At 68.0% G+C, this 12,451-nt stretch carries 12 protein-coding genes; 6 read left to right on the top strand and 6 right to left on the bottom strand.

Annotated features, from left to right (window positions below; genetic code table 11):
- Positions 1-169: 169 nt before the first annotated feature.
- Complete coding sequence (locus A5779_RS18800) at positions 170-982, top strand: IclR family transcriptional regulator (protein ID WP_236734805.1); 813 nt, start codon at positions 170-172, stop codon at positions 980-982.
- Positions 983-990: 8 nt separating this feature from the next.
- Here A5779_RS18800 and A5779_RS18795 read toward each other — a convergent pair whose 3' ends face one another.
- Positions 991-2,088 (bottom strand): acyl-CoA dehydrogenase family protein, encoded by a 1,098-nt coding sequence (locus A5779_RS18795; protein ID WP_064884455.1) that lies wholly within the window; start codon positions 2,086-2,088, stop codon positions 991-993.
- Between the two features lie 74 nt (positions 2,089-2,162).
- Between A5779_RS18795 and A5779_RS18790 the strand changes: the two genes are divergently transcribed.
- Entirely contained in the window at positions 2,163-3,164 is a 1,002-nt protein-coding gene (locus tag A5779_RS18790) for an acyl-CoA dehydrogenase family protein (protein ID WP_064884453.1), read from the top strand.
- Here A5779_RS18790 and A5779_RS18785 read toward each other — a convergent pair.
- Positions 3,114-4,550: a wax ester/triacylglycerol synthase family O-acyltransferase gene (locus A5779_RS18785; protein WP_064884451.1), complete on the bottom strand. Its 1,437-nt coding sequence runs from the start codon at positions 4,548-4,550 to the stop codon at positions 3,114-3,116. The two genes, A5779_RS18790 and A5779_RS18785, sit on opposite strands and share 51 nt — an antisense overlap.
- Positions 4,551-4,695: 145 nt before the next feature.
- Here A5779_RS18785 and A5779_RS18780 point away from each other — a divergent pair, with 145 nt between their 5' ends.
- From A5779_RS18780 to A5779_RS18765, 4 genes are read left to right on the top strand one after another with little or no spacing between them, the layout of a single operon-like run.
- A complete protein-coding gene (locus A5779_RS18780) occupies positions 4,696-6,342 on the top strand; it encodes an AMP-binding protein (protein WP_064884449.1) in 1,647 nt (548 codons plus the stop codon).
- Positions 6,339-7,304, top strand: coding sequence for an alpha/beta hydrolase (locus tag A5779_RS18775; RefSeq protein ID WP_082941744.1), 966 nt, complete (start codon positions 6,339-6,341; stop codon positions 7,302-7,304). The genes A5779_RS18780 and A5779_RS18775 overlap by 4 nt, the downstream gene beginning before the upstream one ends.
- 40 nt (positions 7,305-7,344) lie before the next feature.
- A complete protein-coding gene (locus A5779_RS18770; RefSeq protein WP_064884447.1) occupies positions 7,345-8,142 on the top strand; it encodes an SDR family NAD(P)-dependent oxidoreductase in 798 nt (265 codons plus the stop codon).
- Positions 8,142-8,915: a glucose 1-dehydrogenase gene (locus tag A5779_RS18765; RefSeq protein WP_064884445.1), complete on the top strand. Its 774-nt coding sequence runs from the start codon at positions 8,142-8,144 to the stop codon at positions 8,913-8,915. Before A5779_RS18770 ends, A5779_RS18765 begins: the two co-directional genes overlap by 1 nt.
- Before the next feature lie 78 nt (positions 8,916-8,993).
- On the opposite strand, the gene A5779_RS18760 is transcribed toward A5779_RS18765, so the two are convergent.
- The 4 genes from A5779_RS18760 to A5779_RS18745 form a co-directional block, all read right to left on the bottom strand.
- Positions 8,994-10,046 carry an alcohol dehydrogenase catalytic domain-containing protein gene (locus A5779_RS18760; RefSeq protein WP_064884443.1) on the bottom strand — a complete coding sequence of 351 codons (1,053 nt, stop codon included), beginning with the start codon at positions 10,044-10,046 and terminating at the stop codon, positions 8,994-8,996.
- Positions 10,046-11,242, bottom strand: coding sequence for an LLM class flavin-dependent oxidoreductase (locus A5779_RS18755; protein WP_064884441.1), 1,197 nt, complete (start codon positions 11,240-11,242; stop codon positions 10,046-10,048). Before A5779_RS18755 ends, A5779_RS18760 begins: the two co-directional genes overlap by 1 nt.
- 87 nt (positions 11,243-11,329) lie before the next feature.
- The gene (locus A5779_RS18750; RefSeq protein WP_064884438.1) at positions 11,330-11,968 is read right to left on the bottom strand and encodes a TetR/AcrR family transcriptional regulator; all 639 of its coding nucleotides are present in this window, start codon (positions 11,966-11,968) and stop codon (positions 11,330-11,332) included.
- Between the two features lie 43 nt (positions 11,969-12,011).
- Positions 12,012-12,386, bottom strand: coding sequence for a DUF952 domain-containing protein (locus A5779_RS18745; protein ID WP_064884508.1), 375 nt, complete (start codon positions 12,384-12,386; stop codon positions 12,012-12,014).
- Positions 12,387-12,451: the final 65 nt, after the last annotated feature.

The raw sequence follows: 12,451 nt of genomic DNA, 5'->3' as shown, positions 1-12,451 counted from the left end.
CCATGGTGAGGTACCGCACCTTTACGCTTGCGCCAGGATCTCGCTGAGTGAGATTGTGGGGGACTCAGTGATCGACGTCCTAGGGGGCGCAGTGCCGGCATCCACCAGAAACGCGACCGCTCGACCACGCGCCGATTCGGGTGATGCGGCCGTTTCGATGGTGGATCGGGTGGCCCTGATCCTCAACTCCTTCGACGAACCTGGCAAACATTTGCGGCTGGATCAGATCGCCGCACGCACGGGGCTGCCCCGGTCCTCGGTGCACCGCATCCTCAAACAGCTGCACAGCGCCGGCCTTCTGCAACACCGGCCGGACGGCTATTCGCTGGCGGCCTCTCCGCTGCCGGTGACCCGGATGATCGACCACTCACAGCTACGCAGCGTGGCGTCACCCACCCTGTCCCGACTTCATGCCGACACCGGTCTGGTGGTCCATCTCGGCGTGCTCTTCGGCGGCGACGTCATCTACCTCGACAAGGTGGCCGGACGCAACAGCGCGGTGGTGCCCACCCGCGTCGCGGGCCACACTCCCGCCCACGCCAGCGCGCTGGGCAAGACCATGCTGGCCGAGCTTCCCGCCGAGGAGGTCGATGCCGTCCTGGGGCCGCGCCTGACCCGTTCCACGCGGTCCACCATCAGCGATCTGGAGACCCTGCACCGCGAACTCGCGCGGATCCGGTCGCGCCACGGGCTCGCCTACGACAACGAGGAACTGGCGATCGGCCTGACCAGCGTGGCGGCGCCACTGCGCTCGGCCGACGGTGAAGTGGCAGGACTGTCGTTGACGGGCGCGGTTCCGTTGCATCGCCTCCAGCGCACCGCCCCGTTCGTCATCAGGGCGGCCCGGCACATCTCCGCGCAACTCGGCTCCCAGCAAACAAGTGCGCGTGATTCCACCTCGCCGGCCACCTCGCAGACGCAGGCCACCGACAACATGCTGTCCCGCGTGCTGCGGACACTCACTTCCGACGCGTGGGTCTGACCGGCCGACTACCAGACGATCTCGTCGACCTCCATGCCGAACGAGTGGCGGCCGACGAGCGAGAGCACCTGCTCCACGTTGCTGGCAACGTGGGTCTGCGCGGTCTGGACATCACGCCACACCCGTTCCACCAGCGGGTCTCCGATGTCGCCACCGTGCGAGTGCGCGATGAATGTCCGGACCGCCGCGACAGCGCGCCGGGAGGCCAGCACCTGGTCCCGCCGCGACCGCAGCACCAGGTCGTTGCCGGGCGCCAGATCGGCCCGCGCGCAGTCCATGAGATCGCCGAGGTTGCGTTCGATCTGCCGGTTCGACAGGTCGAGATCGCTGCACGCCATCGCCACCGGATCCACCGGCGAACCGTGCCCGGGCCGCAGTGCGGACAGCACGTTCTCGGCCGCGCCCAGCAGCGGAACCGTTCCCGTGTGGGTGTACATGGTGGGCTGCGGCAACCGGTACAGCGGAGCCAGCGAGCCGAGCTGGTCACTGCTGACCCAGCCGAACGTGCGGTAACGCGGCACGGCCACACCCGAGACGACGACGTCGTGCGCCCCGATACCGCGCAATCCCACACTGTTCCAAGTCGATTCCACGACGTAGTCCTGACGCGGCACCAGCGCCACCAGAAAGTCCTGGGCCGCACCGTCCTCACCGACCAGCACCGCGGCGGCCATCAGCCACGACGCATGCAGGATTCCGGTGCACCGGCTCCACCGGCCCGACAACCGGAATTCGTCCCCCACCCGTTCGAGCCGACCGGTCGGTGCGTACGACTCACAGAGCAGGGTCCGTGGGTCCGGTCCCCACACGTCGCGCTGGGCCCGGTGATCGAACAACGAGAGATGCCAGGTGTTGACGCCCAATCCACCGGCCAGCCACCCTGTGGAGGTACACGCCGCGGACAGCTCACGGGTGACCGCCAGGTACTCGGCCGGGTCGGCCTCGGTCCCGCCGAACGCCTTGGGCCGCAGCATCGCAAAGAAACCAGCGTCGTGCAGGCCGGTGATCACCGAGGGGTCGACGGCGCCGGTACGGTCGACGTCGGCCGCGGCCGCGGCGATCGCCGGCAGTGCCTGGCGTACTGCGCCGCGCACATTCTGCGTCATCGTTGCCGCCCTGTCCTGCCCGTCCGGTGTGTCACCATCGTGAATACCATTCGTCGCCCCTCCCAGGAGGTCATATGGCCGAGCCGCCCGGTGCGCCCGACGTCGAGCCCACCCGCTCGGCCGCTGAATCGATTGCCGTCGTGCGTGATTCGGAATCTGGCCGGTTGTTGCAGCCGGTGCGATACGGCGGGCGGGCAGTGCCGCCGGCCGAGTTCCTCACCGCGGTTGCCGACCTCGCCGAGCGCGACGGGTCGACGGGATGGCTCGCGGCGGCGGTCAACGCCGCCGCCTACGCGGTGGCCGGGCTGGGCGACCCTGCCGCCGAACGGGTGTGGGGCGCCGACCCCCGTGCGTTGGTGACCGCTGATGCGGAACCGGTCGGGCGGTTGTCCGCCGGCGACGGACAGTTTCGGCTCACCGGTCGCTGGGCATCAGTGACCGGCGCCCACGTCGTGGACTGGCTGCTGCTGGGCGCCCTCGACGGGGGGACGGTCCGGTACGCCCTTGTCCCCCGCAGCGCGGTCCGGGTGGACGGCACCGGCGGCCCGCGTGGTCTGGACGCGGCCGGAATCGGCGATGTCACAGTGTCGGACGTCGTCCTCGACAGCGACTCCGTGTTCGCGCCGTCTGACGACGACGCCTGGGACAGAGGCGAATTCGACGATGTCCGACCTCCCTACCCCGTCCTTGCCGCAGCCGGGCAGGCGGCCGCCGTCGTCGGCGCCGCATCCGGGGTGTGGCAGGCGCACGTCGGTCAGGTCCGCCGGCGGCTGGGCACCTCGTACGGCAGCGAGGACACCACCGAACTGACAGCCTCGGCGGTGCTGGTGGCGACGGCGGAATCCGACATCGACGCCGCTCGGCTGCAACTGTCCACTGCACTGAGCGCAGATGCCGACAGCGCGGCCTCGGCACTGCGCCAGGCTGTCACCCGCGCGCGCAATGCTGCCGACCAACTGTTGAGCAGCGGCAACCGCCACGCGCTCGATGTGACAGACCCGGTGACCCGCCTGTGGTTCGACGTCCTAGCCGGATACCGCCTGACGATCCGGCGCTCGATGCCCGCCGTCGACTGAACCGGCTCGCGCCGCCAACTCGGCCAGAACCTGCGGCACCCGGTCGGCGATCCCATACGGGTCCGACACCTGATCGCCACAGGTGAGGACGCAGACCGCCATCTCGTCGCGGTAGCTCCAGCCGGTGAAGTTCAGCCCCATCGGGAACACGATCGGCCCCGACGAGATCAGCTGCTCGATCGGCGCACCGCCCCAGTACAGCGTTTCCTGCGGACCGCGCATGTTGGAGGCGATGAGGCTGAACATCGGGCGGCGCTTCATCTTGGCCCCGAGGATCGGCAGCACACGCGAGTACAGCCAGAACAGCGGCCAGTACTCCATCCAGTCATGCTGCAGCCAGGCGTCCCGCTCGGCCTGCACCTCGCGCGCGGTCCGGGTGGCCGATGCGACCGCCGCCAGGCGCTCCACCGGGTCGGCGATGTGGGTGGCGAGGTCGACGTTCCAACGCGCCACCTTGTTGCCCCACTCGGCCTCGGTTTCGGCCGGCCGCATCGACACAGGCACGACAGCGGTCATGCTCTCGTCACTGGCCTGTCCGCTCTCGACCAGGTAGTCGCGCAGGGCGCCGCCGCAGATGGTCAGGAACACATCGTTGATGGTGACGCCGAATGCCTTGGACACGCGTTTGATCTCGGTGACGTCGCATCGTCGGTAGGCGAATCGACGGCTGGCCGAGAACGGTTCGTTGAACGGCATCGCCGGTGCGGCGAAAGCCTCTGCGTAGCCCGGCTTTCCGGTCTTCTGCCGACGGCGGATCACACCGGTGACGGCCACGGTTCGGGCGATGATGCTGGGGAAACGGGCCAGCGCGGCGATCTGGTGACGCAGCACCAGCGGCCACCACACCCACGGTGCGGGCCGCTGCTCGTTGCGCAGTGCTGTCCGCCCTGGCTGCGGTAGCGGGGTGGCCGGGTCCGCGCTGTACAGGGTTTCGAGCAGACGTAGCGAGGCAGTGCCGTCGGCGACGGCATGGTGGATCTTGAGTACCAGGGCGATACGGCCGTCTTTGAGGCCTTCGACGTACCAGAGCTGCCAGGCCGGTCGGTCGCGGTCCAGGGCCACCTCGAAGATCTCGCCGATGGTCGCGGCGAGCTCCTCGTCACCGCCGGGCGCGGGAGCGGTGGTCCGCTGGACGTGGTGTTCGATATCGATCTCCGGTCGCGACACCCACCACGGCCGGCCGAAGCCCACCCGTGGTGACAGCAACTGCCACTGCATCGGTTCGATCTGATCGACCCAGCCCTGCACGGCGCGCTTGATCCGGTCGAAGGTGAGCGGTTCAGAAACCTGGTCGGGATCCAGAACGACGGCCTTCATCGTGTGTTGCGGTTGGACCGAGCTCTCCCATGCCAGAAAGCTGTTGTCCTCACCTTTCAAACGCCGCATTCTCAACCTCGCTTGTCCGCCGCCGATACGGCTCTCCTGTGGCTGCCATCACTCTGGACCAATCGTGTGTCCCAGGAGGCAAGCTGTCTCGCCCAGCGAGACTTCAGGGCCCGCACCGGGCCCGATGCGACCTACGGTTTGCGCCATGAAGCGAGCTACTCCGCGCCCATCCAGCCTCGCCGCCAGGATCAACCGGCTCCGCGTGATCGTCCGTAGCCTCGCCGTGCTGCGTGAGTCCGGCCTGTCCGGTGGAGCGGCCGACGGCATCCGCCAGGCAAAGTTGGTCCGCCAGTTCGGCGGCTTCGCCGCCGTCATCGAAAGTGCCGCGACCCGCGATCCCAATGCGATCGCGATCACCGACGAATGGGGTGACGTGACGTTCGCCCAACTCAACGACCGGGTCAATGCCCTTGCCCGGGCCTGGAACTCACGCGGCATCGGTGCGGGCTCGGTGATCGCAGCGCTGTGCCGGGACCACCGCGGCCTGGTCACCGTCCTGGCCGCGGCCGGCAAGGTCGGGGCGCAGCTCTTGCTTATGAACACCGGGTTCGCCAAGCCGCAGCTCGCCGATGTGGCGGCCCGCGAGAAGGTCACCGTACTGATCTATGACGAGGAGTTCACCGACCTCGTCAGCGCCGTCGATTCCACCGTTCGCCGATTCCTGGCCTGGACCGACGAACGCTCGACAGCCGACGTCGAGGGTTCATTGGAAGGTCTGATCGCCGCCACCTCGCCGGCGCCGGTCGCCGCGCCGGCCAAGCCCGGCGGCATGACGCTGCTCACCAGCGGCACCACCGGCACCCCCAAGGGCGCCCCGCGAGGCAAGACCTCTCCCCTGTTCTCGGCTCAGCTGCTGGACCGCGTGCCGCGCCGTCGCGGTCAGACCTGCATGTTGGCCGCGCCGATGTTCCACGGCACCGGGCTCGGGCAGGCCGTGCTGTCGCTGGCCCTTGGCAACCGCCTGGTGCTGCGACGCAAGTTCAACCCGGAGGAGACGCTGCGCGCGGTCCAGAACCACCACTGCGACGTGCTCGTCGTCGTTCCCACGATGCTGCAGCGAATCCTGGCTCTGCCGAAGGATGTTCGCAACAGCTACGACACGTCGTCGCTGAAGATCATCTTCGTCTCGGGCTCGGCCATGCCGCCCGACCTGGTCACGCGCACTCTGGCGGAGTTCGGCCCGGTGCTCTACAACCTCTACGGCTCAACCGAACTCGCGGTCATGACCGTGGCGATGCCCGAGGATCTCGAGCACGACCCACGCACGGCCGGCCGGGCCCCGGTCGGATGTGCCGTCCGCCTGTACGACTCGGCGGGCAACGAGATCACCGAACCAGGTGTGATCGGACGGGTATTCGCCGGCAGCGACGTGAGCTTCGCCGGTTACACCGACGGCCGCACCAAGGAATCGATCGACGGATTGCAGAGCAGCGGGGACGTCGGCCACTTCGACGGCACCGGCCGCCTCTACATCGACGGCCGTGACGACGACATGGTGATCTGCGGTGGCGAGAACGTCTATCCACTGGAGGTCGAGAACCTGATCACCAGCCATCCCGAGGTCGACGAAGTGGCGGTGATCGGGGTCAGCGACGACGATTTCGGTCAGCGGCTCAACGCCTATGTGGTGCTGGTCGACGGGGCGACGCTGGGCGCCGATGAGATCAAGGACTATGTGCGGGCGAACCTGGCCCGGTACAAGATTCCGCGCGACGTCGAGTTCCTCGGCAAGCTGCCCCGCAATGCCACCGGCAAGGTACTGCGGGGCGAGCTGACCGGAGGTACCCGGTGAGCGACGTGAACACTCAGGACGACACCATGAAGCGCGAGGTCGCCGGCCGGATGGGCGACGCGTTCGCCCCGATCCTCGAAGGCGGCATGGATCCGGTCGCCGCGGCGGCCGAGGTACGGGCCCGGCTCAAGGCCAGTCGCCGGCCGGCCAAACCCGTGCAGGTGGGCCATGTCGAGAACCGTGCGATCCCGGGACCCGCGGGTGACATTCCGGTGCGGATCTATCACCCGCTGGACCCCGGGCCCGGCGTGGCATTGCCCGTACTGGTCTATTTCCACGGCGGCGGATTCGTGTTGTGTGATCTCGACTCACACGACTCGTGCTGCCGCAGACTCGCCAACGGCATCGGCGCGATCGTGGTCTCGGTCGACTACCGGCTGGCACCCGAGCACCCCTACCCCGCCGCGGTCGAAGATGCCTGGGCGGCAACGGAATGGGCAGCTGCCCACGCCGTCGAGATCGGCGGCGATCCGGCCCGGCTCGTGATCGCAGGCGACAGCGCAGGCGGCAACCTGGCTGCCGTGATCGCCATGACAGCCCGCGACCGACGCGGACCGGCGATCGCGTTCCAGCTACTGATCTACCCGGTGGTGGATCAGCGTCGCAAGTCGTCGCTGTCCAGCCCGCACACCAAGAGCGGGGTGCTGACCGCCGAACACATGCAGTGGTTCACCGCCCAGTACCTCGGCGCGAGCGGCGCGCAGGCCGAGGTGTCGGCATCGCCGATTCTCGGTGACCTGACCGGACTTCCGGATGCGCACGTGTTGACCGGGGCCCTGGATCCGCTGTGTGAGGAAGGCGAGGAGTACGGGCGCATGCTCGCCGCCGGCGGCGCGAAAGTGAGCGTCCGGCGTTACGAGCGTGGCTTCCACGGCTTCTTCAACCTCGCCGACCACCTGCCCGCCGCGGCGGCAGCCACCGAAGACGTGTGCGCCGTCGTCCGCGACGCCCTGAAGTCCTGAACAACCAAGACCACACCTGAAAACCACTGAAAGGCAACCCATGAAGCTGAGGAACTCCCGCGCTCTGGTCACCGGCGCGAGCCGCGGCATGGGCAAGAGCATCGCCGAGGTGCTGGCTACGCGCGGTGTCGATGTCGCCGTGGTGGCCCGTGATGCCGAAGCGCTCAACCTGCTCGTGAAGGAGATCGGCGGCAAGGCCTACCCCACCGACCTGGGTGACCCGGCGGCCGTGGAGGGTCTGCTGGACCGGGTCGAGGCCGACGGACCGGTGGACATCGTGATCAACAACGCCGGTATCGACCACGTCGGCCGGTTCCATCAGGTCAGCCCCGAGCAGATCCGTAACCTGCTTCAGGTCAATCTGGCTGCGCCGATGGACATCTGCCGCCAGGCGATACCGCGCATGGTCCAGCGCGGGCGGGGCCACATCGTCAACGTCTCGTCGATGGGTGCGATTTCGCAGGGGCCGGGACTGACCCTGTACGGCACGTCGAAGGCCGGGCTGAGCCACTTCACCGCGGGCATCCGCGGCGAGCTGCGGGGCAAACCCGTCGGCACCACGCTCGTCCAGGTCGGCGAGGTCAAGACCGACATGATCGACCACATCCGCGCATTCGGTCCGGCGCGGCGCACCATCGAGCGGTCGATCCGGTGGCGGATGATTCCGCGCGATCAGTTGGACCCGGAGGTGGTTTCCGCGGCGATCGCCGATGCCATCGAGAACAACCGTCGCCACGTCATCCTGCCGCGCAACATCGTCCCGATGGCGAAGTTCACCGAATTCCCCCGCCGCGTCTCCGAACTCATGCTGACCGGCATCGACCAGGACAACGACTGATGCCCGGCGTGGACCTGACCGGCAAGGTCGCGATCGTCACCGGCGCCGCCCGCGGGCAGGGCGAGGCCGAGGCGCGGCTGTTCGCCGCGCTGGGCGCCAAGGTGGTGCTGACCGATCTTCTCGTCGCCGACGGTCAGCAGGTCGCCGAGTCCATCGGCGCCGCCGCCCGCTTCGTCCGCCACGACGTCGGCAACGAAACTGACTGGCGCACAGCGGTCGACACCGCTGTGCGCGAATTCGGCCGCGTCGACGTGCTGATCAACAACGCCGCCATCTGCAAAGTGGTGCCGCTGGCCGAGCAGGACACCGCCGGGTTCGAGCAGATGCTGCGGGTCAATCTCATCGGCGCCTTCCTCGGCATGCAGGCCGTCACCGAGCCGATGCAGGCCGCGGGCGGCGGTTCGATCGTGAACATCTCGTCGCAGGCGGGTGTGCAGGGGCTGGCCGGCTACACCGCCTACGGTGCCTCCAAGTGGGGCCTGCGCGGGATGTCGAAGGTCGCGGCAATCGAGCTGGGCCCGTTGGGTATTCGGGTCAACACCGTCTATCCCGGCATGATCGACACCCCGATGATCGCTCATCTCGAGGTGGAACGCGGGCCGGGCGGCCATCCCGGTGCGCCGCTGACCCGCGTGGGCACGCCCGAGGAAGTCGCCGAGGTCGTCGCCTTCCTGGCCTCGGATGCGTCGTCGTACATCACCGGCGCGGATCTGACCGTCGACGGTGGTGCCAGCGCGGGCCGGATCCCCGTCACCCCGGTCCACACCAACTGAGAGTCGCCCCTCGCCGACCGGCATACCCGGCAGCCGAAAGTGTCCCCCGGACACCGCGGCTGACCGGGTCGCCGCATCTCACTTCCCCGGCAGCACCAGGATCTTGACGTGCGCCTCGGGGTCACGCAGCGACTCGAACGCGCCGCCCAGTCCGTCGAGGCCGACCCGCCCCGTGATGATCGCCTCGGCATCGATCTCACCTGCGGCCAGCCGTGCCAGCACCTTCTCGTAGGCCTGGTCGTAGGGGCCGTGACCGAAAATGATGGCGATCTGCCGCATCTGCGCGACCACCGGGATGATGGTCTCCTCGGCGAACGGCGAGGCCACCACCTGGATGCGCGAACCCCACGGCAGCGTGTGGGTCAGCGTGTTCAGGGTGCCGACGCGCCCGCTGCACTCGTACGCGATCAGGAGACCGCCACCGGTCTTGCCGCTGCCCAGCAGCTCGTTGTACAGCGCGATCGGATCCCGCTCGCCGGGGTCGACGACGATGTCGGCACCCATCTTCGCGGCGAGCTCGCGGCGCTTGGGTGACGGCTCCGACGCGATGACGGTGTGCGCGCCGGCCGCCTTGGCGGCCAGGATCGTGCCCAGACCGATCGATCCGCATCCGATCACCAGAGCGGTGTCCGCGGGCGTCAGACCAGACTGCTGCATGTGCATCTCGCCGACATGCAGCGGCTCGGCCAGAGCGGCGTGCTCCAGCGACAGGCCGTCGGGCACGTGCCGGACCCAGAAGGCGTCGACGACGATAAATTCGCCGAAGGCCCCGTGGTATTGGTTCGAGTAGCCGATGATCGTCGGCATCCCGCTGCCCTGCTCCGTGGTGATGCCGAGCCCGGTCACCCGGTCCCCCTCGGTGAAATCCTCGACGCCCGGGCCGGTTTCGACGACGGTGCCGGACCACTCGTGACCGAGAACCACCGGACGGGTGGCGTCGAACACCGCGAACGGATAGCCCGCACCGGCGGCCACCTCGACAAACCGGCACGGATCCTTGGACATGCTCAGGTCACTGCCGCAGATGCCGCACGCGGCCACCTTGATGCGCAGTTGCCCGGACCCGGTGGCGGGCGGTTCGGTGACATCGGTGACGGTGAACTGACCGTCGAAGTACTCCGCGACGCGCATTACGCCCCCTGCCCGGCGAGCTGCTCGGCAGGCTGGCCGTAATAGTCGGTGTGCGCCTTGGTGATTGCGCCGATCAGGCCGCCCAGCAGGTATTCGCTGTTGTCCTCGGCGAACTGCATGCTGGCCTGTCTGCCGGCGTTGCGGTTCTTGAAGTGCGGCACGACCTCTGACGCGAACAGCTCGTAACTGCGCTTGGTGTCCTCCCAACTCGCCATGTCCACATGCATGATCAGAAGGGTGCCGAACCCGCCGGTCTTGTCGATGAGGCGCTCGATCTGAGCGATCGCATCCTCCGGGGTACCGATGATGACCTGACCGAACTCGCCCAGATTGTCGGTGCGCCACTGGTTGATGATGCCCTCGGGCGTCTGCGCCCAATCGGGACTGATGCCCTGTTGCCGGTTGACGTACTCGGCGATGGCATGGATCCGGCGGCTGACGGCCCGCTCGGCTTCGGCCCGGGTCTCGGCGATGAACATCGGATTGACCAGGCGCCAGGTGGAGCGGTCTGCCTGATACCCGTTCTCGGCCGAAACCTTCTCGTATACACCCCAGTTGCGGTCGAGTACGTCGAACCCGCTGGGTGAGCTGGCGGCCAGTGACAGCAGGGACAATCCGTGCGTGCCGGCGAGCACCGATCCGTTCGGCGAGATGGTCGAGGCGGTCGCCACCTCGATGCCGGCCGGATCGTAGGTCGGCAGCTGGGCTCGCGCGTCGCGCAGGGTGAACCAGTCGGTCTCCATGTTGACGACTTCACCGCGCAGCAGTCGCAGCACCGCCTCCAGTGCCTCGCCCTGCATGCGGCGCTGGTCGATCGGGTTGATCCCCATCATGTGTGCGTCCAGCGGGATCTTGCCCGGCCCGGTGCCGACGATCAGCCGGCCACGGGTCTGCAGATCGAGCTGGGTGATGCGGTCCGCGGTGACCAGCGGGTGGTGGTACGGCAGCGACATCACGCCCGTCCCGAACCGGAGGCGCTCGGTGCGCTCGGCGGCTGCCGCGATGAAAACATCTGGTGCAGGAACGATTTCAGATCCGGTCGAGTGATGCTCACCCATCCAGGCCTCGTCGAAACCGAGGTGGTCGAGATGCTCCATCAGGTCGATGTCGCGGCGCAGCTGCAGGGCCGGGTCGGCGTTGAGTGGGTGATAGGGCGCAAGGAATGCCCCGAACTTGATCGAACTCGAATTCCACATGCCGGGCACGTTATCTGGATCGACTGATTGGATCAAATGATCCAGAAATTTTGGCCTGCCAAGGCCTACCGGTACCGCATTGATGGGTCAAGTCCCGAGCAGCCGATCGACCCCGCCGACGACGAACCGCACCAGGTCTTCGTAGAAGTCCCGCAGTTCGGTCTCGTCCAGACGGTTCCCGTTACGGCGCCACCCGTCGGCCCGACTCAGCGCCTGGATGAAGTTCATGATCGAGATGGCCCAGCGCAACTCCAGGCGCGACGGGTCCGAATCGGGGAACGCCCGCTGAACCTGAGCGAAGAGTTCGTCGGGCAGGTGCTGCTCGGTTTCCAGCATCACCGGATGGTTCTCCTGTGAGATCTGAGCGATGATCTTGATCCACCGCATCCCCCGGACCCGGTGGCGGAGCAACAGTTTCAGATACGGCTCGGTGACCGCGCGGACAAGGGCGTCAGTAGCCGGCGCGCTCGGCTCGGCCGCCAGTGCCGCCACGTTGGCCGCGATCTCGTCGCGTACCGGCGCGCCGATGTCGGTGAGCACCGCGCGCAGCAGGTCGTCCTTGGAGCCGAAGTGATAGTGCACCGAGGCCGCGCCGAGTCCCGCGGCCGCGTTGACCGCCCGCACCGACACGGCGTCCACCCCCTGGGCGGCGAACAGCCGTTCGGCAGCCTTCACCAGGCGCAGCCGGGTGGCCGCGCCCTGCCGGTTCTGGGCGGCGACAGACACCCGACGAGCATGTCACGTGGCGTATGAGGTGCTGAGCTGCGCTCTACGCCGACGGCGTGTCGTCGGTCAGCGGCGCGAACCGCCCGTCGCCGTCGGGCGCATAGGTCGTGGTGGTCATCACAGCGTCCACGGGCAGCGGACCGTACAGATGCGGGAACAACATCGCGTCGGGGTCCGTCGGAACTCCGGGTTCCCAGCGCACCGGGTCGGTCAACTTCGCCGGATCGATGTGCAGCAGCACCAGGTCGCGCCGTCCGGAGTAGAGCCGGTTGGCCGGCAGATGCACTTGCTCAGGCGCCGACAGGTGGACGAAGCCCTGCAGGCCCAGCGAGTCCGGACGGTGTTCACCGCTACGCTGGGCCGTCAGCCAATCCTCGACGCTGCACAAGTGAACCAGGACACGCGGGGATGGATGCATATCGTCAGCTTGCCGGGCCAGCAACACGGGGGCCAAGTGAGACACGACACACCGGTGAACCCCTG

Source organism: Mycolicibacterium peregrinum (assembly GCF_001665625.1).
GTDB lineage: Bacteria > Actinomycetota > Actinomycetes > Mycobacteriales > Mycobacteriaceae > Mycobacterium > Mycobacterium peregrinum_B.
This window is presented reverse-complemented; position numbering and strand designations above follow the sequence as displayed.